Origin of the sequence: Amycolatopsis sp. NBRC 101858, assembly GCF_030269325.1 — a bacterium.
GTDB classification, from domain to species: domain Bacteria; phylum Actinomycetota; class Actinomycetes; order Mycobacteriales; family Pseudonocardiaceae; genus Amycolatopsis; species Amycolatopsis ponsaeliensis.
The window spans coordinates 1,294,490-1,315,979 of record NZ_BSTD01000002.1 but is presented as its reverse complement, the minus strand read 5'-3'; the positions used below and the strand labels follow the sequence as shown (position 1 = coordinate 1,315,979).

Sequence of the window (21,490 nt, the reverse complement as noted above, 5' to 3'; positions counted from 1 at the left end):
ACCGCATCATGCCCGCAGCCGCTTGGGCGACCCTGGCCATCGCCGCCCTGATCATCCTGTTCGCCGCCGTCGGCCTCTTCCGCGTCATCCTGCACCTGGTTCAGGTGCGGAAAACGCTCGGTCTCGTCCTGGGCGGGGTCCGGCTGGTGGCCGAGCGCACCGCGCCGGTGCCCGGGGCACTGGCGAGCGTCAACGCGGACCTGGAACCGGTGCGCGACTTCTGCGAGACGGTGTGAGGGGGCGGGCATGACGACGGGCTGGATCGTGGGGTACGCGATCGGGGTGGTGGTCGTGCTGGCCGTCGTCGCGCTCGTGGTGCCGATCCTGGTGCTGGCGCGGTCGATCGGCCGCGCGGCCCCGCTGATCGACGACGAGCTGACCGCGGCGGTGCGGCACACGGCGGCGTTGCGCGAGCTGCGCACGACCATCGACCACGCCGAGGTCATCACGGCCGGCCTGCGCCGCGGCCGGGAACGCCTGGGAGGTTGACGTGTCTTCTTCGGACGAGACGCTGTGGTGGATCGCCGTCGTGGCCGGGTTCGTGGTGGTGCTCGCCGTGGCCGGGCTGCTGAGCCTGCTGATCCGGTACGTGCGGGTGATCGACGAGCGCGTGGCGGGCATCCGCGGCACCCTGCGCGCGGCGGCGGCGAACACCCAGGACACCGCGCTGATCCCGGAGACGGCCGGGCGCGTCGACGGGGTGCTCGCGGAAGGCCTGCGGCACCACCTGTTCCTGGGAAGGGCGAAGTCATGACGCTGCTGGTGGTGCTGACGGTCGTGGACATCGTGCTGCTGACCGCCGTGCTCGCGGGCTACCTGTACCGGGTGGGGTCGCTGCTCGGCCGGATCGCGGCGAACCTCGAGGACTGCGCGGAGAAGGTGCGTGAGATCAACGGCCACGCGGAGCTGATCGTGCCCGGCGTCGAGCACATCAACCGCACGGGCGGGGTGGTCGCCGGCGCTTTGCCGCTGCTGTACGGCATGGCCGAGGAGGTCGTCGCCGGAGCGACTTACGAGCCGCCGGCGGGGGAGCGGGAGCCCGCGCGCCCGGCGTCCGGGACGCGGCGGTCGCGGCTGCACGAGATGGTGGGGTTCGCCCCGCGCTAGCGGCTGTGGCCGATCCAGTGTTCGGGCCAGTCGTGCTCGAACTGCTCCGCGTTGCAGCGCGGGCGGTAGACCGCCAGCAGCTCCCGCACGATCTGCTCCCGGTGCGCCCGTGCCGCGCCGGGAGCGACGTACGTGCAGATGTGCACCTTCCAGCGGGAGCCGGCGCGCTTGATCCAGCACGCCGCCCGGGCGTGCTGGAACGGGAACCGCTCGCGGGACAGGTCGTCGCTGTGCCCGACGTACGTGACGGCGTAGCGGTCCGGGTGCTCGTCCGGGTCCGGTTTGTAGAGCACGGCGTACACCGCGGCCGCCGCCGGTGGGGTCCAGCCGCCGAGCAGGCGCGGTCCTTCGAACGGGTAGCCCGCCGCCGAGCCCAGCCGGATCATTCGTCCTCGCCCAGCACTTCCGTGCGCACCACCGGGTACACGGGCAGCCCGGCCGCCGCCACGGCGCGGCCGAAGTCGCGGGTCGCGAGCTCGGCGGCGGTGGCCCGGTCGGGCGCCTCGACCAGCAGCTGCGCGCCGTAGCGCGTGCTGCCGATCCCGCTCGCGATGCCGCCGCTCGGCGCGACCGCGTCGGCCAGCTCGACGATCTCCGCCCGCGTCAGCACCCGGTCCCCGGCCGCCTCGATCGACACGCTCCAGCGCATCCGCGTCTCCTTTCCCGGCTATCCCAGCCGCGGCAGCAACGCCGCCAGCTCTTCCAGGCTGCGCAGGTCGCCGCCCCGCACGACGAGGTCGACGTGCGGGCCGGCGACGAGCATCCCGACGGCGGGCCCGTGCCCGTGGTGCGGGTTCGTCCACACCAGCCGGTGGCACAGCCGCGACAGCCGTTCGACGGCGTTCGCCAGCACCTCCGGGTCACCGCGGTCGAGGCCGTCGGAGCAGATCACCACCACCGCGCCGCGGCAGAGCCCGCGCCGGCCCCAGCGCCGGACGAACTCGGCCAGCGAGTCGCCGATCCGCGTCCCGCCTTCCCAGTCGACGACCGTGCGGGCGGCCTGGGCGAGCGCGAAGTCGGCGTCGCGCTCGCCCAGCTCGTCGGTGATCCGGGTGAGCCGCGTGCCGAAGCAGAACACCTCGACCCGCGCCGCCGCCCGGCGCGCGGAGTAGGCGAACTGCAGCAGGTGCCGCGAATAGTCCGCCATCGACCCCGAGACGTCCAGCACCAGCACGAGCGGCCGCAGCTTGACCCGGCGGCGGCGCCGGCGCAGCTCGTCGATTTCGCCGTAGCGGCGCAGCGTCCCGCGCACGGTGGCCCGCAGGTCGGGGATCGGGCCCCGGCGCGCGGGCCGGGTCCGGCGGGTGCGCCGGCGCGGCGGGGTGAGCCGCAGCCGGGCCATCATGCGCCGGATGGCCGCCAGCTCCTCGGGGGTGCACACGCCGAAAGCCTTGTCCTTGACCGATTCGACGGCGGACGCGGTCAGCCCGAGTACCGCCTCCGCCTCCCGCTCGGGCCCGTCGCCTTCGGTGTCGGGAAGGGCGAGGACGGCGTCGGTGGCCACCTCCGCGACGAGCGCCTCCGGCAGGGCTTCGCCGCCGAGGAAGTAGCGCCGGAAGACCTCGTCGTAGCGCGGGATGTCCTCGTGCCGCCCGAGGAGCGTGACCCGGCCACCCCAGTACACATCGGACAGATCGGCCGGGTCGAGGACGGTCAGCGCGCGGCAGTACGTCAGCACGTCACCCGGCCCGGCCGCGATCCCGGCGGACCGCAGCGCCCGGGCGAAACCGGCGAACAGGGGAACGAACGCGTCAGCCACCGGAGGTGATCTCCGCCAGGTTCGCGCGGACGACGTCGAGGTCGTCGCGGTCCTTGACCACCGCGCCGAGCGTGTCGGCGTCCAGTTCGTCCAGGCCGAGGAACCGGAGCATCCGCGCCCAGTCGATCGTCTCCGCGACCCCGGGCGGCTTCGCCAGGTCCAGCTCGCGCAGCCGGTGCACGGCCGCGACCACCTTGCGGGCGAGCAGCTCGGGCAGGCCGGGCTCCCGAGCCAGCACGATCTCGACCTCGCGGTCGGCGGCGGGGTAGTCGATCCAGTGGTAGAGGCAGCGGCGCTTGAGCGCGTCGTGCAGTTCCCGGGTGCGGTTCGAGGTCAGCACCACCAGCGGCGGGCTCGGCGCCCGGATCGTGCCGATCTCGGGCACGGTCACCTGGAAGTCGGCCAGCAGCTCCAGGAGGAACGCTTCGAACTCGTCGTCCGCGCGGTCGATCTCGTCGATGAGCAGCACGGCGTCGTCGCCCCGGCGGATCGCGGTGAGCAGCGGCCGTTCCACCAGGAACTCGGGACCGAACAGGTCGGCCACGGACTGGTCGCCCGGGTCCGACAGCGTCCGGATGTGCAGCAGCTGACGGGCGTAGTCCCATTCGTAGAGCGCCTGTGCCGTGTCGATGCCTTCGTAGCACTGGAGGCGGACGAGCTCGCGGTCGAACACCGCCGCCACCGTCTTGGCCAGCTCGGTCTTCCCGACGCCGACCTCGCCCTCCAGCAGGATCGGGCGGTGCAGGTGGGTGGCCACGAGCAGGGCCGTGGCGAGGCCGCGGTCGGCGAGGTAGCCGGCGGTGCGCAGCCGCTCGGTCAGGCCGGCGACGGTGTCCGGGTACTCCCGCGTCACGGTTGCCGGTCGGGGCCGAGGACGAGGTCGCGGACCGGGCTCGCGCCCGCGTCGAGCTTGCCGTCGGCGGCCAGCTGGTCCCGCCAGCTCGAGGTGAGCCCGTCGAAGCCGACGGCCTGCATGTTCTTGCACGCCTTCTGCGGCCCGCACGCTTCTTCGACGTCTTCGCTGCTCCGCCCGCCGGCGTCCCAGATCTCGCGCAGCACCCGGAGGGTCTCGTCGGAATCGGCCATCAGCCGAGGTTAGTGGCGGTTCGGGTCCGTGCCGGGCCTCGATTAATGCTTCCCTTAAGTTGTAGTGTCCCGTGATCGGCTCGACGGAGAACCTGGGACTATGACACTGGGCCAGCTCAACGCGTTCGTCCTGGTGGCCCGGCTGGGCTCGGTCACGGACGCGGCGAAGGCCCTCGGCGTGAGCGAGCCCGCGGTGTCGCAGGCGCTGGCCGCGCTGCGCCTGCACCACGGCGACAAGCTCCTGATCAAGCGCGCGGGCGGGATGACGCTCACCGCGGGCGGCAGCCGGCTGCTGCCGATCGCCTCGCAGATGGTGGCACTGGGCGCCGAGGCGGACGCCGCCGTCCGGCAGGCCAACGGCGTGGCGGCGCGGCTGCAGCTGGCGGTGACCAGCGAAATCGCCGAGTTCGTCGCGAACCCGTTGCTGGAGGCGTTCACCCGGCGCTCGGGCAACTCGATCGACGCGTCGGCCGGGCTGGCGCGCACCACGGAGCTGGCGGTCCTGGTCGCCAACCGCCTCGCCGACGTGGCGCTGGGTCCCGAGCTGACCGGCGACGCGGCGAAGGGCCTCGACTGCGTCCCGGTGTTCCGGGGGTCGCTGGTGGTGGTGGGCGCGCCGAACAGCCGCCACCAGGGCAGTCCGGCGCACTGGCGCTGGCTGCTCGACCCGGCCGGCGCCGACCCCGGCAGCGACACGCTGCGTCTGCTGCGCCGGCTGGGCGTACCGGACGAAGGCATCCAGATCTTCCCCAACCAGACGGCGGCGTGGTCGGCGGCGGCGAGCGGCGCGGGGGTGTCGGTGGCGCTGGAGCACCTGGTGGCGCCCCAGCTGCGCCGCCACGAGCTGGCGCTGGTCCCGACCCGCGGGACACCGGTGTCCCTGTGCTGGCACGTGACGACGTTGCCGACGGACCGCCGTTCGGCGGCGGCGAACTCCCTGCGGCACTTCCTGGGCACCCCGGCGGCGATGCAGGTGATGCGGTCACCGGGGAGCGGGGTCCCACCGTCGCGGTTCCGGCCGCCGGTTTACGTGACGATCTGGAGCTGACCGGCGCTCACGAGATCTTGCGGCGGTAGGCGGCCGTGGCGAAGAGGTACGCCACCACGAGAATCCCCGCGCACCACGCCAGAGCGGTCCAGATGTCCGAACCCACCGGCTGCCCGGTGAACAGGTCCCGGATCGTGTCGACGATCGACGTCACCGGCTGATGCTCGGCGAACGCGCGCACCGGGCCGGGCATCGTCGCGGTCGGGACGAACGCCGAGCTGAGGAACGGCAGGAAGATCAGCGGGTAGGAGAACGCGCTGCCGCCTTCCGCCGTCTTCGCGCTCAGGCCGGCCAGCACCGCGATCCACGTCAGCGCCAGGGTGAACAGGACCAGGATGCCGGCGACCGCGAGCCACGCCGCCGGTCCCGCCCCCGAGCGGAAGCCCATGAGCAGGGCGACGCCCACCACGATCACGAGCGAGACCAGGTTGGCGACCAGCGAGGTCAGCACGTGCGCCCACAGCGCGGCCGGCCGGGCGATCGGCATCGAGTGGAACCGCTCGAAGATCCCGCTCTTCAGGTCGGTGAAGAGCCGGAGCGCGGTGTAGGCGACGCCCGAGGCGATCGTGATCAGCAGGATGCCCGGCAGCAGGTAGTTCACGTAGGAGGCCGACCCGGTGTCGATCGCGCCGCCGAACACGTAGACGAACATCAGCATCATGGCGATCGGCATGACCGCGGTCGTGATGACGGTGTCCGGGCTGCGGGTGACGTGGCGCAGGGACCGTCCCAAGAGGACGGTGGTGTCGCCGAGGACGTGCGTGGTCATGGTTCTTCCCCTTCCGTGCGGGCGCGGTCGACGACGGCGAAGTAGACGTCCTCGAGAGTCGGCTGCTTCTCGACGTATTCGACCTCGGCGGGCGGGAGCAGCCGCTTGAGCTCGGCGAGCGTGCCGTTCACGAGGATCCGGCCGTCGCGCAGGATCGCGATCCGGTCGGCGAGCTGCTCGGCTTCGTCCAGGTACTGGGTGGTGAGCAGCACCGTCGTGCCGCGCGCGGCGAGGCCCTTCACCGCCTCCCACACCTCGAGGCGGGCCTCCGGATCGAGCCCGGTGGTGGGCTCGTCCAGGAAGATCACCGGGGGATCGCCGATGAGGCTCATGGCGATGTCCAGCCGGCGCCGCAGGCCGCCGGAATAGGTCGCCACCTTCCGCGCGCCCGCGTCGGTCAGCGAAAAGCGCCGCAGCAGGTCGTCGGCGATCCTGCCCGGCTGCTTCAGGTGCCGCAGCTTGGCGATGAGCACGAGGTTCTCGCGGCCGCTGAGGATCTCGTCGACGGCGGCGAACTGCCCGGTGAGGCTGATCGCCGCGCGCACGTCGTCGGCTTGCGTGACGACGTCGAAGCCGTTGACGCCGGCCGATCCCGCGTCCGCCCTGAGGAGGGTGGACAGGATCTTCACGACGGTGGTCTTGCCCGCCCCGTTGGAGCCGAGCAGGGCGAAGATGCTGCCCCGCGCCACGTCGAAGTCCACTCCGCGCAGGACCTCGAGCGTCTTGTACGACTTTTCCAGCCCGCGCACTCGGATCGCCGGGGTCACCGGACGCGGTCTTCGGTCTCGGACATGGGTGGTCCCCTCCCCAGTGGTACTCAGTGTCGCTTAGTACTGGTACATAGTAACACTGAATAGTGGCCGGGAGGCAAGCCCGCGAAACGACAGCGAGGCCATCGCGGAGTGGTTCCGCGATGGCCTCGTCACGTCATCGGTTGTCCGGTCTGGGGCGGCGGGGCGCACCCGCAGCGGTCCCGGTGGTGGGCGCGACCCCCAACGACGCGCCCGCCACCGGGTCGCCCCGGCATTCCCCCTCTTTCGCCGTGCCCCTAGGGTTCCCGAAGCCGTCCTCGTTTCGTCCTCGCGCCGGCATCCACGCCGCCACCTGCGCGTTTCGGAGCCGGTAGCCTTGAGGTCGAGGGGGGATGCGATGAGGTTCCGGATTCTCGGGACGCTGGAAGTGCTTGCGTACGGGGATCGGGTCACCCTCGCGAGCCCGCGCCAGCAGCGTGCGCTGGCCGCCCTGCTGCTCAACCCCAACTCGGTCGTCCCCGTGGAGCGGATGATCGACGCGCTCTGGGAGGACGAGCCGCCGGCGACGGCCGTGAAGCAGGTGCGCAACTGCGTTTCCGCGCTGCGGAGCCGGCTCGGCGAAACCGGCGGGATGATCCTCACCGACGGCCCCGGGTACCGCCTGCGGGCCGACAGCGACGACCTCGACTCGCTCCGGTTCCGCCGGCACGTCGCGGCCGCGCGAGGACTGGCCGGGCAGGCGAAGCTCGTCGACGCCGTCGAAGAGATCCAGGCCGCGCTCGCCCTCTGGCGCGGCCCGGCGCTCGACGGGCTGCGGACGACCACGCTGGCCGGCCGGGCCGCGGTGCTCGACGAACAGCGCGCCGACGCCGTGGAGCTCTGTGCCGAATGGCGGCTGCGGCTCGGCGAAACGGGGGAGGTCGTCCGCGAGCTGACCGAGTTCTGCGGCGAGCACCCGACGCGCGAGCTGTCCCACCTGCTCCTGATGCGTGCGCTCGCGAAGGAGGGCCGCTACGCCGAGGCCTCGACGTTGTTCCACGGCCTGCGCCGGCGGCTGGCCGACGAGCTCGGCGTCGACCCGAACCCCGACCTGCGGCGGCTGCACGACCAGATCCTCGCCGAGGCCGCGCCGAGTGACCCCGAGCCGGAAACCCCGCCCGCGCACCACCAGTTCGATCGCGCGGTGACCGAGCTGGCCGAGGCCGTCACGTGGCAGTGGCGCGCCGAAGCCGAGCTGCGGTCGCTGCACCGGCCGCAGCCGATCGTCCTGCGCTGGTCGGCCCTCGCGCGCCCGGGCCGGCCGGCGCGCCGGGGCGACCTCGATGACATCGCCGAAACGTTCACCGCGCTGCCTGAGAAGCAGCTCGTCGTGCTCGGCGATCCCGGCTCCGGCAAGTCGGTGCTCGCCCTGATGCTGACGGTGGAGCTGCTGCGCACCCGCGACCCGGGGACCCCGGTCCCGGTCCTGCTTTCGCTGGCCTCCTGGGATCCTCGCCGCGAACACCTCGACCGGTGGCTGGCGGGCCGGCTCGCCGACAACCACCCGGCCCTGCTCAACGCCCGCGAGTACGGGCCCGGCGCGCCGACGCGGCTCGTCCTCGGCGGCCACGTCGTCCCGGTCCTCGACGGTCTCGACGAGATGCCGACCGACCTGCGCGCCGCGGCGCTCGACGCGCTGGACCAGACCATGGCCGTCGGCCGGTCGCTCGTGCTGACCTGCCGCTCGGCCGAGTACGAGCAGGTCACCCGCGAAGCAGGCCCGGTGCTGGGTGCCGCCACCGTGGTGCGGCTGGAACCGGTGGCCCGGCAGGAGGCGATCACCTATCTCTCGGCGCGGGGGAGCGACCGCTGGGGCCCGGTGGCCGAGCGGCTGCGCCGGGAGCCGGACGCGGCGCTGGGCCGGGTGCTGCGGACGCCGTTGATGGTCGACCTCGCGCGGATCGGCTACGGCCGTCCCGGCGCGGATCCCGCGGAGCTGCTCGACGCCGAAGACGCGGGCGCCCTCGAAGGCCGGCTGCTCGATTCGTTCGTCCCCAACGCTTACGCCCAGGTGCCGCAGTCGCCGGGGCGGAACCCGAAGACCAGCCCGTCCGGGCGGTACACGGCCGAGCAGGCGACCCGCTGGCTGGGGTTCCTGGCCCGGCACCTCGAGCGGGCGCGCAGCCGGGACCTGGCCTGGTGGCAGCTCTACCGGGCGGTGCCCGCCGGGACCCGGTCGGCCCTGATCGGGGTGCTGATCGCGCTGTTCTTCGTCGTCACCGGCTGGTTCGACGACGGACCGGTGCTGGCCGCGATCTACGGCCTTTCCTTCGGCGGCGCCGGTTACCTGACCCACCGCTTCGGGCGCGCGCCGGAGCCGCTGCGCACCGAACTGCGCTTCGCCGGGGCCGGCCGGAAGTTCGCCGGCCGCTTCGCGATCGGTGCCGTCGTGGGTGTGCTGCTCGGCCTGGGCTGGTCGCTGGCCACCGGCCTGGTCGTCTTCCTGGCGGTGGTGTTCGGGCTGGTGTTCGCGGTGCACGTGTGGCTCGCGAAGCCGGTCGACGCCAGCCGCGTGTCGAGCCCGGGGACGATCCTGCGCAACGAGCGGACCGGCGCGATCGCCTTGGCCGCCTCCTTCTTCGTGTCGCTGGGGCTGTTCGACGGGATGGCGTTCGCGTTCACCGCGAACACCCGGTTCCTGCCGGTGCTGGGCGGCCGGTACGACCTCGCGCTGGCCATCGCCGGCGGGCTCGCGGGCGCGTCGTTCGGGTGGTTCATGGGCCGCGGGGTGGCGGCGGTGTGCTACGGCCTGGCGGGCGCGCTCGCCGGCGGCCAGGTGTTCCCGCCGGCGACGAACCCGGTGCTGCCGGTGGTGGTCGGCGTGTTCTTCGGCGGCGGCATCGGGCTGGCGGTCCTGGTGACGCGCGCGTGGGGCAACTACTTCGTCCACCACGTCTGGCTGGCGGCGACGGGCCGCCTTCCCTGGCGCCTCATGCACTTCCTCGACGACGCCCACCGCCGCGGCGTGCTGCGGCAGGCCGGCGGCGTCTACCAGTTCCGCCACGCCCGCGTCCAGGAACGGCTGGCCGCGCACGACCAGCAGGAGGTGCCATGACCGGCGAAGAGATCGTGCTCGGCCCGCTGCCGAAGGGGATCACGCCGGCCGGGGAGGGCAAGGTGTGGAACGTGCTCGGCCACACGTACTCCCTGAAGGCGGCGAGCGAGTCGAGCTTCGCGTTCGAGACGCTCGACCCACCCGGCACCGGCGTACCGCCGCACGTGCACCCGACCCAGGACGAGCACATCTACATCCTGGAGGGCGTGTTCACCCTCTACCTCGACGGCGAGTGGACGACGGCGGGCCCCGGCGACACCGTGCGGATGCCGAAGGGCCTGCCGCACGCGTACTACAACCGCAGCGAGGGCCTGACCCGTGGGCTGTTCTGGGTGAGCCCGGCCGGCCGGCTCGCCCAGCTCTTCGACCGGCTGCACGACCTGACGGACCCGGCGGAGGTCGTCCGGCTGTCGGCCTTGCACGACGTGGACTTCCTGCCGCCGGGTTCGGTCGAAGGCGCCTGATCAGGTAGCGGGGACAGGATCTCCGCCACTCCGCGGACCGTGCGGGTGCGGTAGAGGTCGGCCACCGCCAGGTCGCCCAGACCCGCCTTGCGGATGCTGGGTGCGGTGGAACCCGCGGAAGGTGCCGTGTCCGGTGGCCCGGCGGGGTGGGTGCCTGATCAGGTCGCGGCGGCAGCGGGGGACAGGATCTCCGCCACTCCGCGGACCGTGCGGGTGCGGTAGAGGTCGGCCACCGCCAGGTCGCCCAGACCCGCCTTGCGGATGCCGTCCACGATCGTGAAGGCCAGCAGCGAATTGCCGCCCGTCAAGAACAGGTCGTCGTCCAGGGCTATCGGGCGGCCGAGGGCTCCCGACCACAGCTCGCCGACCCTCAGCTGCAGCTCGGTCGCCTCCACCGCGTCGACCAGGCCGACATCGGTGGCCTGCGGCTCCGGCAGGCGTCCCGGGTCCAGCTTGCCGTTCGCGTTCACCGGCAGCGCGTCAAGCTCGGTCAGCGTGTCCGGCACCATGTACCCGGGCAGCTGCTCCTGGAGCCGCTGGTCCACCACGGACAAGTCGAGCCCGGTGCCGGCCACGTACGCGTCCAGCCGCTCCGAACCCGCGCCCGTGCCGCGGGAACGCACCACGACCGCCGCCGCGCGGATGCCCGGTTCGGCCAGCAGCACCGCGCGGATCTCGCCGAGCTCGACGCGGTGGCCGCGGATCTTGACCTGGTCGTCGAGCCGGCCCAGGTACTCCAGCTCGCCGTCGGGCAGCACGCGGCCGCGGTCGCCGGTGCGGTACCAGCGTGCGCCCGGTTCACCGAGGAACTTGGCCGCCGTCAGCTCGGGACGCCGGTGGTAGCCGTCGACGATCCCGGCGCCGCCGAGCAGGATCTCACCCGGCACCCCCGGGGGTACGCGCCGGCCGCGCTCGTCGACGACGTCGACCCGCCACCCGGGCACGGCCCGCCCGACCGAGCGGCTGCCCGCCGCGGCGGCCTCGCGGGTGACCGGGTGCCACGTGCACGCGACCGTCGTCTCGGTGATCCCGTACATGTTGATCACCTGGCAGGTGTCCGCCGGGTACCGCTCGAACCACCGCAGCATCAGCGCCATGTCCAGCGGCTCGCCGCTGAACATGAGCAGCCGCACGGAAAGCCGTTCGGCGCGGTCGGCGTCCACCGCCGCCAGCTGCGTGAACACCGACGGCGTCTGGTTGAGCACGGTGACACCTTCGGCGGACAGCAGGTCGTGCAGGGCGTGCGCGTCGCGGGCGGTCTCCTCGGGCACGATGACCAGCCGGCCGCCGGTGGTCAGGCAGCCGAAGATCTCCCACACCGAGAAGTCCCACGAGTAGGTGTGGAACAGCGCCCAGCTGTCGGCGGACCCGAAGCCGAACCCGAACACCCGGGCCGCGTCGAGCAGGCTGCAGATCTGCCGGTGCGCGACCACCACGCCCTTCGGCTGCCCGGTGGAGCCGGAGGTGTAGATGAGGTACGCGCCGTCGTCCGCGGTCCCGGTCATCAGGACCGGCTCGGCCCGGTCCGTCCACACGCCGTCGTCGACGACCAGCGTGGGCAGGCCCAGCTCGGCGGGGGAGTCCGCGAGGACGAGCGACACCTCCGCGTCCTCGGCGATCCGCCGCAGCCGGGCGGGCGGGTTGCCCGGCGCCAGCGGGACGTAGGCGGCGCCGGTCTTCAGCACCGCGAACATCGCGGCGATCAGCTCCGGCGACCGGGCGAAGCTCAGGCCGACGCGGCTGCCCGGGCCACAGCCGTGGGCGGCGAGCCGGGCGGCCAGGACGTCCGCGGCGTGACCGAGTTCCCGGTAGGACACCGAGCGCGGCCCGGCCGTCACGGCGATCGCGTCCGGATCGGCCAGCACCCGGCGCTGGATCAGCTCGTGGAGCGTGTGTTCGCCGTCGAGCCAGTCCGGGGTGGCTTCGCCGGGCAGCACCGGCGCCGGGTGCTCGCCGGCGGTCAGGTCGGCGGACCCGACGGTCGCGCCGGGGTTCCGGGCGAACAGGTCCAGCAGGACGCCGACGCCGTGCAGCAGCCAGCGGGCCGCGGTCTCGTGGACCTGCTCACGGCGAAAGCGGCAACGCAGGCGCCGCGGGTCGCCCGGATCGACGTCGAGCACCAAGGCGAAGTCGCCGTCCGCCACGCCGATCGCGACCGGCGCCGGCCCCTCGTCGGCCGAGGCGCCGACGAAAAGCGTGGCCAGGTAACGAGATGCGGGCAGCTCCTCGGCCACCGGGAGGATCCAGGTGCGCCGCCCGCGAGCGTCCGGCAGCGCGATCCGCGGGGTGCCGCCGGAGAACCGGGCCAGCACCGCGGCGGTGGCGGCGGCGAGCGTCCGCACGTCCGCGGGGCTGCCCGCGGGAAGGGGAGCACTCACTTCGGCGGTCCCGGAGCCGGCCGGGCCGAAGGACATCCAGTCGTCGCTCATCGCGCACCTTCCCGCGCCGGGACGGCGAACCGCGCGGCCAGCAGGTCCAGCAGCGGGCCCGGATCCGGCAGGAAGTACATGTGCTCACCCGGGAGTTCGGCGACGTCGAAGCGGTCGCCGGTGATCCGCTCCCAGCCGGCCAGGTCGGCCCGGGACACGAGCGGGTCGTCCGCGCCGCGGATCGCGAGCACCGGCACCGGCAGGCGGGTGCCGGCGGGAGCCAGGTACACCTCGCGCGCCAGCAGGTCCGCGCGCAGCGGCGGCAGCAGGATGTCGCGCAGCTCGGGCTGGGCCAGCGCCGGGTGGGCGTAGCCGATCAGCCGCTCGACGGCGGCGACGAACTCCTCGCCCTCGAGCCCGCGCAGGCCGAGGTCCAAGGGCGTCACCGGATCCGGCGCGCCGCTGACGACCAGCCCGGCCACCCGGAACTCGCCGGACGCCGCGATCGCGCGGGTCGTCTCGAACGCGACGGCGGCGCCCGAGCTGTGTCCGAACAGGACGATCTCCTCGCCCGCGACGGCGGAGCGCCGGATCTGCCCGAGCGCGTGCGCGGCCGCGGAAGCGACGTCTTCGTGCGGCGGGAGGCCGAACTGCTCTTCGCGGCCGGCCAGCTGCACCGGCCGGATCTCGATTTCCGCGTCGCCGGGCGGCGTCCAGGAACGGTAGACGCTCGCGCCGGCACCGGCGAAGGGACAGCAGTAGAACTTCATGCTCACCAGACCATCCTCGTACGGGGCAGCGATGCGTTTTCCGACGCTAGTGGCCGCCCCGGTGGCACCGTGCCAGTCTCGTTCCCGGTTTCGCGGGACGAGCATTCTGCCAGGACGCCGACTCCTAACCTGGCGACCGGAAACAGAAATGCCAGGGAAAGAGATTCCGCCGTTTTCCGCTGCCGTGGCCGAGTTTCGAAGGAAAGGGAATTGTCGACGTGAAGCTGCTGGAACAGCCGGCCCCGGTGGGCACCAGGTTCGAAGCGTACGGACCGAGCAAGCTCGACGAAATCCTGAAGAGGTTCCCCGTCCCGGAAGGGCTCGCGGAGACCATCCGGCTCTTCTCCCTCGTGCTGCCGTTCCGCGTGAACGAGTACGTCCTGACGGAGCTGATCGACTGGGCGAACGTCCCGGCGGACCCGATCTTCCAGCTGGTCTTCCCGCAGGACGGGATGCTCACGAAGGAAGACGAGCACGACCTGGCCCGCGCGGCCACCGGGGCCGGCCGGCGCGCCGAGCTGCCCGCGGTCGTGCGGCGGATCCGGCAGCGCCTCAACCCGCACCCGTCGGGCCAGCTCGAGCTCAACGTGCCCACCCTGGGCGGTGACGAGCTGGGCGGGCTCCAGCACAAGTACCGCCACACCGTCCTGTACTTCCCCCAGCAGGGTCAGACCTGCCACACCTACTGCACGTACTGCTTCCGCTGGGCGCAGTTCGTCGGCGAGAAGGACCTGCGGTTCGCGGTGAAGGAGGCCGATCAGCTGGTCGCGTACCTGCGGGAACACCCGGAGGTCACCGACGTGCTGGTCACCGGCGGCGACCCGATGGTGATGTCCGCCGAGCGGCTGCGGGTGCACCTCGAGCCGCTGCTGGCGATCCCCACGGTCCGCACGATCCGGATCGGCACCAAGTCCGTCGCCTACTGGCCGCAGCGCTTCGTGACCGACGCCGACGCGGACGCCGTGCTGCGGCTCTACGAGGACGTCGTCGCCTCCGGGCGCACGCTCTCGGTGATGGCGCACTACAGCCACGAGCGGGAGCTGGCCACCGACGTCGCGGGACAGGCGGTCAAGCGGATCCTGGCCACCGGCGCCCGGATGTACTGCCAGTCGCCGCTGATCGCGCACGTCAACGACGACGCCGGCGCCCTGGCCGGGCTGTGGAGCACCGAGCTGGCTCTGGGTGCGGTGCCGTACTACATGTTCGTCGCCCGGGACACCGGCCCGCACGACTACTTCAAGGTGCCGCTCGCCCGCGCCCACGAGCTGTTCTCCGGGGCGTACGGGCAGCTGCCCGGGCTGGCCCGCACGATCCGGGGGCCGGTGATGTCGGCGACGCCGGGCAAGGTCGTCGTCGACGGCACGGTCGAGCTCGGCGGCCAGCGGCTGTTCCAGCTGCGGTTCCTGCAGGCCCGGCGGCCCGGGCTGACCGGCAGGCCGTTCTTCGCCCGGTACAACCCGGACGCCGCCTGGCTCGACGAGCTGGAGCTGCTGCCGGACACCCCGCCCGACATCGCCGAAGCGGTCCGCTCGCAACACCTGGTGGGCACGCGTGCCGCCACGGCGGACCTCGAACTGCTCCCGACCACGCCGGGAGGGGCCCGATGACCGCCGTGCACGCCGTCTCGCCGAACCTCGCCCTCGACGAGGCCGTGAGCCGCCGCCGCGCGGCCGGGCAGCCGCTGATCCACCTCGGGTTCGGCGAGTCCCGGCTGCCCCTGCCGGACTTCCTCGCCGAGCGGCTGCTCGCCGGGGCCCGGCGCACCGCCTACGGGCCGGTCGCCGGGGCGGACGACAGCCGAGCGGCCGCCGCGGGCTACTTCACCCGCCGTGGCCTGGAGACCGGCGCGGACCAGATCGTGCTGGCGCCGGGGAGCAAGCCGCTGCTGCTCGCGCTGATGGCGGCGATCGACGGCGCGGTGGTCCTGCCGCAGCCCTGCTGGGTCACCTACGCCCCGCAGGCGCGCCTGTTCGGCCGCCCGGTGCTCGAGGTGCCCATCCCGGCCGGCTGCGGCGGGGTGCCCGACCCCGACCTGCTGCCGGGCGCGCTGCGGGCGTTCCGCGCGGCCGGCGGGCGTCCCCGGATGCTGCTGCTGACGCTGCCGGACAACCCCACCGGCACCCACGCGCCGCCCGACGTCGTGCGGCGGTTGTGCGACATCGCCGAGGCCGAGGACCTGCTGATCGTCTCCGACGAGATCTACCGCGACATCCTGCACGACCCGGCCGACCCGTTCGCGAGCCCGGCCGAGTTCAGCCCCGGGCGCACGGTGGTGACGTCCGGGCTGAGCAAGAGCCTCGCCCTCGGCGGCTGGCGGATCGGGTTCGCCCGGTTCCCGGACACCGGCGACGGCCGGGCGCTGCGCTCGACCGTCCTGGGGCTGGCCAGCGAGATCTGGTCCACCTTGGCGGGCCCGATGCAGGAGGTCGCCTGCCTCGCGCTGGCGGAGCCACCCGAGGTCGTCGCGCACCTGCGGGCCAGTACGCGCCTGCACGGCGCCGTGGCGGACGCGGTGCACCGGATCGTCACGCAGGCGGGCGCGATCTGCCGCCCGCCCACCGGTGGCTTCTACGTGTACCCCGACTTCGAGCCGGTGCGGGACGTGCTGGCCGCGAAGGGGATCACCGGGTCGGCGGCGCTGCAGGACCACCTGATCGACCGGCTGGGCGTCGCGGTGCTGGGCGGTGAGCACCTGGGCGACGATCCCGGCGCGCTGCGGTTCCGCGCCGCGACGAGCATGCTGTACGGCGCCGACGACGCCGAGCGGTGGGCCGCGCTGCGGTCGCCGTCGCCGCTCACCCTGCCGCACATCAGGGAGACCCTCGCCGCCCTCGAAGCCGCGTTCACCGGCTTGACCAGCTGAATCTCATAACGAACCCGTCAAGGCCATCTCAGGGGTGTCCACTGCCCTTAAGATGGCCTTAACGTAGGTAAAATGGATTGTGTCTTCCGACCGTGACCGGCCTTGTCAACCGCCGGACGGGAATCGAGGAGAACATCTAAACCGCACCGACCGTACCGTTCGGTGGGTGGGGTCACCGTACGGTCACCCGCAGTGCCACAGGATTAGGTCGCACTCACCCGTTCGTGTTGACGCTGGTGACCGCCCGTTCCTAGGGTGAGTCCCGACGGTGGTACGGCCGGCACCCGGCACCGAAGCCACCGGATCCCGCATCGCCCGACGACGAACCGGTGGTTTTCCATGCCCGAAATCCAGGTCCACGGCTCGGTGACCGACTCCCGTTTCTCCCCCGACCAAGAAAAGGAAATCGGGGGCGAATACCAAAGAATGTTCTCGTCCTTCTTGGAGAATTCGGACGTCTCTTCGGCGATCCTCGACGACCGGCTGCGGGTGGTCGCGGCGAACCGCGAACTGCTGGCCCTGTTCGGCCGGAGCGCGGCCGAGGTCTGCCGGGCGGATCTCCCGGGCCTGCTGCACCCGTTCGTCTCCGAACGCGTCCAGCGCCGCCTCACGCGGCTCGTGCTGGAGGGGGAGCGCGGGTTCCGGGAGCGGTTCACCCCGCTCGTGCCGGCGGCGGGAGCGTTGCCGGTGACCCTGATCGCCGCGGCCCTGCCCGGCCGTCGCCCGGCTGCCGCGGCGGCCCTGCTGCTGTTCCTGCCCGACCGCGTGCAGCGCCGCAGCATCGACCCGGCCGGCCGGAACCGCGCGATGAGCGAGATCGAGACGCAGATCCTCCAGGGCGTCGCGGCCGGTGCCAGCACGGCCGAGCTGGCCCGGCGGCTGTACCTGTCCCGGCAGGGCGTCGAGTACCACATCCACCGGATGATGCGGTTCCTCAAGGTGAAGAACCGGACGGAGCTGGTCTCACGGGCCTATGTGGCCGGTCTGCTCGCGCCGGACGTGTGGCCGCCGCAGGTCCTGCCGGGCCGGGCGGTCGCCGGTCAGGCCGCGGTTTCGGTCCGCTAGACCGGCTGCGCCGGTTCGGCCGCCGCTGGGGGCGCGCCGGACGTGCCGCAGGTGATGCCCGGTCGGCGGGGACCGGTCGGGCGGGAGTACCGGTCCTGGGGGCCGCGAGGTGAAGAACCGCTCGCGCCGACCTCGCCGCTTGCTTCGGGCGGGCGGCCCCACAAGAAGAAGACCGGCCCGCCGCAGGGGACGGACCGGTCCGAACTCCATCGCCGCAGGGCCGGCCGCCGGTCAGGGCGCGGTGCCCGTCCGGTAGATGCGCGTCCCGGCTGGGATCGCCGCCGGTCAGGGCGCGGTGCCCGTCCGGCAGATGCGCGTCCCGGCTGGGATCGCCGCCGGTCAGGCCGCGGTGCCGGCTCGATAGATCCGCGTCCCGGCCGGAATTGCTGCCGCCAGTACCGCCACCAGCACCACCAGTGCGATCAGCGTCGCGTGCCGCTGGGGGAAGCCGGCTCCGTCGGTCACCAGGTCCGGGTTGCCCCACAGGCGGCGGCAGGCCGCCACCACCGAGCTGACCGGGTTCCACGCCGACACCGTCGCGAGCCAGGCCGGCAGGCCGCGCAGCGGCACGAACGCGTTCGACACGAACGAACCCACCACCATGACCAACGCCGCGATCGCGCTGATCGCCTCGGCGCCGCTCGTGGTGAGCCCGATCAGGGCACCGAGCCAGAGCATCGCGTAGGCGAACAACAGCAGCAGCCCGAACCCCGCCAGCCCCGGCAGCAGTCCACTGTGGATCCGCCAGCCGATGGTGTACGCGATCCCCGTGGTGGCCCCGATCCCGGCCGCGGCCAGCACCAGGTCCGAGAGCGTGTGCCCGAGCAGCACCGCCGACCGCGGGATCGGGAGCGAACGAAACCGGTCGGCCAGCCCGCCGGCCAGGTCGTCGGCGATGCCGAGTCCGCTCGTCGCCACCAGCGTCAGACCCACCTGCGCGGCGACGCCGGCGGTCAGGTAGTCCACATAGGGCGCGCCGCCGGGTAGCGTGATCGAGCCGTCGAAGAGGAAGCCGAGCACCAGCACCAGACTGATCGGCATGAGCAGGACGCCGACGATCTTGGCCGGCGAGCGGACCGTCGCGCGCAACCGGCGTCCGGTCAACGCCGCGACGTCGCTGATGAGCGTGGTCATACCGCCTCCGAAGTCCGGGTGAGAGCGAAGAAGACGTCGTCGAGCGACGGGCGGCGCAAGGCGAACTCCAGCACGGCGATCCCGTTCGCGTGGAGTTTCCCCGCCACCGCGGCGATTCCGGCCGTGCCGTCGGGGATGGGCGCGCTGAGCTTGCCGTCCGAGACCTCGACCGAGCCGGCGACCGACGCCAGGATTTCCCGGGCTTCACCCGCGCGCGAAGGGTCGGCGACCGAGACCTCCAGCCACTCGCCGCCGACATCCCGCTTGAGCTGTTCCGGGCTGCCCTCGGCGACGACCTTGCCGGCGTCGATCACGACGACGCGGTCGGCCAGCTTGTCGGCCTCTTCGAGGTACTGCGTGGTGAGCAGCACGGTCGTGCCGGCCGCCGCCTGCTCGCGGATCGCCGCCCACAGCACGGCGCGACTGGCCGGGTCCAGCCCGGTGGTCGGCTCGTCGAGGAACACGACCGGCGGGCGGGAGATCAGGCAGCTGGCCAGGTCGAGCCGGCGCCGCATGCCGCCGGAGTAGGTCCGGACCTGCCGGTCGGCGGCGCCGGTGAGGTCGAACTGCGCCAGGAGCTCGCGGGCACGGGCCTTCGCGGGCGAGCGTCCGATGTGGAGCAATGTGCCCAGCAGCACCAGGTTCTCCCGGCCGGTCAGCCGGTCGTCGACCGCGGCGTATTGTCCGGTCAGCCCGATCCGCGTGCGCACTTCGGCTTGCTGCCGCACGACGTCGAGCCCGGCGACGAACGCCCGGCCCGAGTCCGGGACGAGCAGGGTGGAGAGGATCCGCACGGTCGTCGTCTTGCCCGCCCCGTTGCGCCCCAGCACCCCCAGCACCGTGCCCGCCGGCACGTGCAGGTCCACCCCGCGCAACGCTTGATGGCTGCCGTACCGTTTGGTCAGACCCTCGGTTTCGATTGCTGCGGTCACTCCTCGGCCCTTCTCTTCCGGCGACGGCGCGGGCCCCAGTCCAGCAGTGCGCCCGTTTGCCGCCCGCCAGCAGTGGTGGCGGATTGCCAGTGGCGGCGCGGCTAGCGTCATTTCGGCAAGCCACCCCAGTGCCCGGGAAAGCCGGGCGGGAATCGGAGGGAAGAAATGCCGGAGCGGAACGAAATTCCTCCTTTCGCGGTCATTTCCGGCCGGCAGGTCTCGGCCGTACTGGCCGGCAACGAGAAAAAGGTGGTCGACCTCGTCGAGGCGGCCTACCGGCTGCACGGCGCCGGGAACACGGTCAACCCGCCCTCCTACTTCCTGCGGTTCCCGGACCGCCCGGACTCCCGGATCATCGCGCTGCCGGCCTCGCTCGGCGGCGACGACGGCGTCGACGGTCTCAAGTGGATTTCCAGCTTCCCGGGCAACGTCAAGAACGGGATCCCGCGGGCGTCGGCGGTGCTGATCCTCAACGACCCGGCCACCGGCTATCCCTTGGCCTGCCTGGAAAGCTCCATCATCAGCGCCGCGCGCACGGCCGCCTCGGCCGCACTCGCCGCGGCGGTGCTGAGCACGAGCCGCGGCCGTCCGCGCCGGGTCGGGTTCGTCGGGACGGGCCTGATCGCCCGGTTCGTGCACACCTACCTGCAGGCCACCGGCTGGGAGTTCGACGAGATCGGCGTGCACGACCTGCACGCGGGGTCGGCCGCCGGCTTCCGCGACTACCTCGAAGGCACCGGCACGACCGCGCGGGTCACCGGCCACGACGACGCGGAGAGCCTGATCCGCGCCAGCGACCTGGTCGTGTTCGCCACCGTCGCCGCCGAGCCGTACGTGTCCGACGTCGACTGGTTCTCCCACGACCCGCTGGTGCTCAACATCTCGCTGCGGGACATCGCCCCGGAGATCGTGCTGGTCTCCACCAACGTCGTCGACGACGTCGACCACTGCCTCAAGGCGAACACCTCGCCGCACCTGGCCGAGCAGCTGACCGGGGACCGGGGCTTCCTGTCCGGCACGCTGTTCGACGTGCTGACCGGCCGCCTCGAACCGCCGGCCGGCCGCCCGCTGATCTTCTCGCCGTTCGGCCTCGGGGTGCTCGACCTCGCGGTGGCGAAGTACGTGTACGACGAGACTGCCGCGGCGGGGGAGCTGCCGGTGGTCGACGGTTTCTTCCACGAGCTGGACCGGCACCGGCCCCCGGCCCGCTAGCCCGGACCGCGGCGATCCGCCCGGCCGGTCCTCTCCCGCACGAATAGGGGTTGTGCGTGCCCATCATCTCGGCTCCGCAGGAATACAACGAAGACAACCTGTACGTGGACCTCCGGCCGGTCTTCGGCCCTGCCCTGTACCTCAAGTGCGAGGCGTTCAACTTCGCCGGCTCGGTCAAGCTGAAGGCGGCGCAGGAGATGATCACGAGCGCGGAGCGGCGTGGCCTGCTCACGCCCGGCTCGACGCTGGTGGAATCGTCCTCGGGCAACCTCGGCGTCGCGCTGAGCATGATCGCCGCCGACCGCGGCTACGGCTTCGTCTGCGTGACCGACGCGCGCTGCAACGAGGCGACGCGGCGGATGATGGAAGCCTTCGGCGCCCGGGTGCACGTCGTCACCGAACCGGCCGCCGAGGGCGGGTTCCTCGGTGCGCGCATCGCCCACGTGCGGATGCTCTGCGCGCAGAACGGGTTCGTCTGGCTGAACCAGTACGGGAACCGGGACAACTGGATGGCGCACTACCTCACCACCGCGCCCGCCATCGCCCGGCAGTTCCCCGACGTCGACGTGCTGTTCGTCGGCGCGGGCACCACCGGGACGCTGATGGGGTGCGCCCGGTACTTCCGCACCGCCCGGCGGGCGCCGCGGATCGTGGCCGTGGACGTCGAGGGGTCGGTGACCTTCGGCCGGGCGCCCGCGCGCCGGCTGATCCCGGGGCTGGGGACCAGCGTCCGTCCGGGGATCCTGAACGAGTCCTTTGTGGACGAAGTGGTGCACGTGACCGAGCCGGACGCGGTGCGCCGCTGCCGGGAGCTGGCGCGGCGGGGCTTCCTGTTCGGCGGATCCACTGGCACCGTGATCGCCGGCGCGCTGGCCTGGCTGGACGCGAACACGGGGACGTCGCCGGTCACCGCGGTCGCCATCGCGCCCGACTTCGGCGAGCGCTACCTCGCCACCGTCTACGACGACGCCTGGGTGCGCGAGTCCTACTGGCCCGAATACGAACCGGCGTACGAAGACGGCCGGCTGTCCGAACTGAACGCCGCGCACTGACCGGGAGAAACGTC

At 72.7% G+C, this 21,490-nt stretch carries 23 protein-coding genes; 12 read left to right on the top strand and 11 right to left on the bottom strand.

What is annotated here, in order from left to right; genetic code table 11:
* The first annotated feature begins 8 nt into the window (after nucleotides 1-8).
* Genes QSK39_RS19240 through QSK39_RS19225 form a run of 4 tightly spaced genes read left to right on the top strand, consistent with a single transcriptional unit; the run spans nucleotide 9 to nucleotide 1,107 of the window.
* Nucleotides 9-236, top strand: a complete 228-nt coding sequence (locus tag QSK39_RS19240) for a hypothetical protein (protein WP_285479125.1) — start codon at nucleotides 9-11, stop codon at nucleotides 234-236.
* A 10-nt stretch (nucleotides 237-246) separates the two neighbouring features.
* Entirely contained in the window at nucleotides 247-489 is a 243-nt protein-coding gene (locus QSK39_RS19235) for a hypothetical protein (protein WP_285479124.1), read from the top strand.
* A 1-nt stretch (nucleotide 490) separates the two neighbouring features.
* Nucleotides 491-754 (top strand): hypothetical protein, encoded by a 264-nt coding sequence (locus tag QSK39_RS19230; RefSeq protein ID WP_285479123.1) that lies wholly within the window; start codon nucleotides 491-493, stop codon nucleotides 752-754.
* Nucleotides 751-1,107: a hypothetical protein gene (locus tag QSK39_RS19225; RefSeq protein ID WP_285479122.1), complete on the top strand. Its 357-nt coding sequence runs from the start codon at nucleotides 751-753 to the stop codon at nucleotides 1,105-1,107. Before QSK39_RS19230 ends, QSK39_RS19225 begins: the two co-directional genes overlap by 4 nt.
* Here the strand turns inward: QSK39_RS19225 and QSK39_RS19220 are convergent.
* Genes QSK39_RS19220 through QSK39_RS19200 form a run of 5 tightly spaced genes read right to left on the bottom strand, consistent with a single transcriptional unit; the run spans nucleotide 1,104 to nucleotide 3,952 of the window.
* Nucleotides 1,104-1,493: a hypothetical protein gene (locus tag QSK39_RS19220; protein ID WP_285479121.1), complete on the bottom strand. Its 390-nt coding sequence runs from the start codon at nucleotides 1,491-1,493 to the stop codon at nucleotides 1,104-1,106. The two genes, QSK39_RS19225 and QSK39_RS19220, sit on opposite strands and share 4 nt — an antisense overlap.
* Nucleotides 1,490-1,756, bottom strand: a complete 267-nt coding sequence (locus tag QSK39_RS19215; protein WP_285479120.1) for a hypothetical protein — start codon at nucleotides 1,754-1,756, stop codon at nucleotides 1,490-1,492. The genes QSK39_RS19220 and QSK39_RS19215 overlap by 4 nt, the downstream gene beginning before the upstream one ends.
* 18 nt (nucleotides 1,757-1,774) lie before the next feature.
* A complete protein-coding gene (locus QSK39_RS19210) occupies nucleotides 1,775-2,866 on the bottom strand; it encodes a vWA domain-containing protein (RefSeq protein ID WP_285479119.1) in 1,092 nt (363 codons plus the stop codon).
* Entirely contained in the window at nucleotides 2,859-3,719 is an 861-nt protein-coding gene (locus tag QSK39_RS19205) for an AAA family ATPase (RefSeq protein ID WP_285479118.1), read from the bottom strand. The genes QSK39_RS19210 and QSK39_RS19205 overlap by 8 nt, the downstream gene beginning before the upstream one ends.
* Nucleotides 3,716-3,952 carry a hypothetical protein gene (locus QSK39_RS19200; protein ID WP_285479117.1) on the bottom strand — a complete coding sequence of 79 codons (237 nt, stop codon included), beginning with the start codon at nucleotides 3,950-3,952 and terminating at the stop codon, nucleotides 3,716-3,718. Before QSK39_RS19200 ends, QSK39_RS19205 begins: the two co-directional genes overlap by 4 nt.
* A 100-nt stretch (nucleotides 3,953-4,052) precedes the next feature.
* Between QSK39_RS19200 and QSK39_RS19195 the strand changes: the two genes are divergently transcribed.
* Nucleotides 4,053-5,000: a LysR family transcriptional regulator gene (locus QSK39_RS19195; RefSeq protein ID WP_285479116.1), complete on the top strand. Its 948-nt coding sequence runs from the start codon at nucleotides 4,053-4,055 to the stop codon at nucleotides 4,998-5,000.
* A gap of 7 nt (nucleotides 5,001-5,007) precedes the next feature.
* Here QSK39_RS19195 and QSK39_RS19190 read toward each other — a convergent pair whose 3' ends face one another.
* Nucleotides 5,008-5,769 carry an ABC transporter permease gene (locus QSK39_RS19190; RefSeq protein ID WP_285479115.1) on the bottom strand — a complete coding sequence of 254 codons (762 nt, stop codon included), beginning with the start codon at nucleotides 5,767-5,769 and terminating at the stop codon, nucleotides 5,008-5,010.
* Nucleotides 5,766-6,536 carry an ABC transporter ATP-binding protein gene (locus QSK39_RS19185; protein WP_285479114.1) on the bottom strand — a complete coding sequence of 257 codons (771 nt, stop codon included), beginning with the start codon at nucleotides 6,534-6,536 and terminating at the stop codon, nucleotides 5,766-5,768. The genes QSK39_RS19190 and QSK39_RS19185 overlap by 4 nt, the downstream gene beginning before the upstream one ends.
* Before the next feature lie 382 nt (nucleotides 6,537-6,918).
* Between QSK39_RS19185 and QSK39_RS19180 the strand changes: the two genes are divergently transcribed.
* Together QSK39_RS19180 and QSK39_RS19175 are read left to right on the top strand one after the other, a co-directional pair.
* Nucleotides 6,919-9,615, top strand: coding sequence for a BTAD domain-containing putative transcriptional regulator (locus QSK39_RS19180; protein WP_285479113.1), 2,697 nt, complete (start codon nucleotides 6,919-6,921; stop codon nucleotides 9,613-9,615).
* Nucleotides 9,612-10,079, top strand: a complete 468-nt coding sequence (locus QSK39_RS19175) for a cupin domain-containing protein (RefSeq protein ID WP_285479112.1) — start codon at nucleotides 9,612-9,614, stop codon at nucleotides 10,077-10,079. Before QSK39_RS19180 ends, QSK39_RS19175 begins: the two co-directional genes overlap by 4 nt.
* Before the next feature lie 158 nt (nucleotides 10,080-10,237).
* Here the strand turns inward: QSK39_RS19175 and QSK39_RS19170 are convergent, their stop codons facing one another.
* Entirely contained in the window at nucleotides 10,238-12,508 is a 2,271-nt protein-coding gene (locus tag QSK39_RS19170) for a non-ribosomal peptide synthetase (RefSeq protein ID WP_285479111.1), read from the bottom strand.
* Nucleotides 12,505-13,218: a thioesterase II family protein gene (locus tag QSK39_RS19165; protein WP_285479930.1), complete on the bottom strand. Its 714-nt coding sequence runs from the start codon at nucleotides 13,216-13,218 to the stop codon at nucleotides 12,505-12,507. The genes QSK39_RS19170 and QSK39_RS19165 overlap by 4 nt, the downstream gene beginning before the upstream one ends.
* A gap of 218 nt (nucleotides 13,219-13,436) precedes the next feature.
* Here QSK39_RS19165 and QSK39_RS19160 point away from each other — a divergent pair, with 218 nt between their 5' ends.
* From QSK39_RS19160 to QSK39_RS19150, 3 genes are all read left to right on the top strand, one after another.
* The gene (locus QSK39_RS19160; protein WP_285479110.1) at nucleotides 13,437-14,825 is read left to right on the top strand and encodes a KamA family radical SAM protein; all 1,389 of its coding nucleotides are present in this window, start codon (nucleotides 13,437-13,439) and stop codon (nucleotides 14,823-14,825) included.
* Nucleotides 14,822-16,081: a pyridoxal phosphate-dependent aminotransferase gene (locus QSK39_RS19155; protein ID WP_285479109.1), complete on the top strand. Its 1,260-nt coding sequence runs from the start codon at nucleotides 14,822-14,824 to the stop codon at nucleotides 16,079-16,081. Before QSK39_RS19160 ends, QSK39_RS19155 begins: the two co-directional genes overlap by 4 nt.
* Before the next feature lie 339 nt (nucleotides 16,082-16,420).
* The gene (locus QSK39_RS19150; protein ID WP_285479108.1) at nucleotides 16,421-17,146 is read left to right on the top strand and encodes a helix-turn-helix transcriptional regulator; all 726 of its coding nucleotides are present in this window, start codon (nucleotides 16,421-16,423) and stop codon (nucleotides 17,144-17,146) included.
* A 339-nt stretch (nucleotides 17,147-17,485) separates the two neighbouring features.
* On the opposite strand, the gene QSK39_RS19145 is transcribed toward QSK39_RS19150, so the two are convergent.
* Nucleotides 17,486-18,280 (bottom strand): ABC transporter permease, encoded by a 795-nt coding sequence (locus QSK39_RS19145; RefSeq protein WP_285479107.1) that lies wholly within the window; start codon nucleotides 18,278-18,280, stop codon nucleotides 17,486-17,488.
* Nucleotides 18,277-19,212, bottom strand: coding sequence for an ATP-binding cassette domain-containing protein (locus QSK39_RS19140; protein ID WP_285479106.1), 936 nt, complete (start codon nucleotides 19,210-19,212; stop codon nucleotides 18,277-18,279). The genes QSK39_RS19145 and QSK39_RS19140 overlap by 4 nt, the downstream gene beginning before the upstream one ends.
* Nucleotides 19,213-19,377: 165 nt before the next feature.
* On the opposite strand from QSK39_RS19140, the gene sbnB reads away from it, so the two are divergent.
* Together sbnB and sbnA are read left to right on the top strand one after the other, a co-directional pair.
* Nucleotides 19,378-20,424, top strand: coding sequence for a 2,3-diaminopropionate biosynthesis protein SbnB (gene sbnB / locus QSK39_RS19135; RefSeq protein ID WP_285479105.1), 1,047 nt, complete (start codon nucleotides 19,378-19,380; stop codon nucleotides 20,422-20,424).
* 56 nt (nucleotides 20,425-20,480) lie between these two features.
* Nucleotides 20,481-21,476, top strand: a complete 996-nt coding sequence (gene sbnA, locus QSK39_RS19130) for a 2,3-diaminopropionate biosynthesis protein SbnA (RefSeq protein ID WP_285479104.1) — start codon at nucleotides 20,481-20,483, stop codon at nucleotides 21,474-21,476.
* Nucleotides 21,477-21,490 lie beyond the last annotated feature (14 nt).

Coding starts and splice junctions, on each gene's coding strand:
- QSK39_RS19240 (WP_285479125.1), top strand. CDS start 9: ATGCCCGCAGCCGCTTGGGCGACCCTGGCCATCGCCGCCCTGATCATC.
- QSK39_RS19235 (WP_285479124.1), top strand. CDS start 247: ATGACGACGGGCTGGATCGTGGGGTACGCGATCGGGGTGGTGGTCGTG.
- QSK39_RS19225 (WP_285479122.1), top strand. CDS start 751: ATGACGCTGCTGGTGGTGCTGACGGTCGTGGACATCGTGCTGCTGACC.
- QSK39_RS19220 (WP_285479121.1), bottom strand. CDS start 1,493: ATGATCCGGCTGGGCTCGGCGGCGGGCTACCCGTTCGAAGGACCGCGC.
- QSK39_RS19215 (WP_285479120.1), bottom strand. CDS start 1,756: ATGCGCTGGAGCGTGTCGATCGAGGCGGCCGGGGACCGGGTGCTGACG.
- QSK39_RS19200 (WP_285479117.1), bottom strand. CDS start 3,952: ATGGCCGATTCCGACGAGACCCTCCGGGTGCTGCGCGAGATCTGGGAC.
- QSK39_RS19195 (WP_285479116.1), top strand. CDS start 4,053: ATGACACTGGGCCAGCTCAACGCGTTCGTCCTGGTGGCCCGGCTGGGC.
- QSK39_RS19190 (WP_285479115.1), bottom strand. CDS start 5,769: ATGACCACGCACGTCCTCGGCGACACCACCGTCCTCTTGGGACGGTCC.
- QSK39_RS19180 (WP_285479113.1), top strand. CDS start 6,919: ATGAGGTTCCGGATTCTCGGGACGCTGGAAGTGCTTGCGTACGGGGAT.
- QSK39_RS19175 (WP_285479112.1), top strand. CDS start 9,612: ATGACCGGCGAAGAGATCGTGCTCGGCCCGCTGCCGAAGGGGATCACG.
- QSK39_RS19170 (WP_285479111.1), bottom strand. CDS start 12,508: ATGAGCGACGACTGGATGTCCTTCGGCCCGGCCGGCTCCGGGACCGCC.
- QSK39_RS19165 (WP_285479930.1), bottom strand. CDS start 13,218: ATGAAGTTCTACTGCTGTCCCTTCGCCGGTGCCGGCGCGAGCGTCTAC.
- QSK39_RS19155 (WP_285479109.1), top strand. CDS start 14,822: ATGACCGCCGTGCACGCCGTCTCGCCGAACCTCGCCCTCGACGAGGCC.
- QSK39_RS19150 (WP_285479108.1), top strand. CDS start 16,421: ATGCCCGAAATCCAGGTCCACGGCTCGGTGACCGACTCCCGTTTCTCC.
- QSK39_RS19145 (WP_285479107.1), bottom strand. CDS start 18,280: ATGACCACGCTCATCAGCGACGTCGCGGCGTTGACCGGACGCCGGTTG.
- sbnB (WP_285479105.1), top strand. CDS start 19,378: ATGCCGGAGCGGAACGAAATTCCTCCTTTCGCGGTCATTTCCGGCCGG.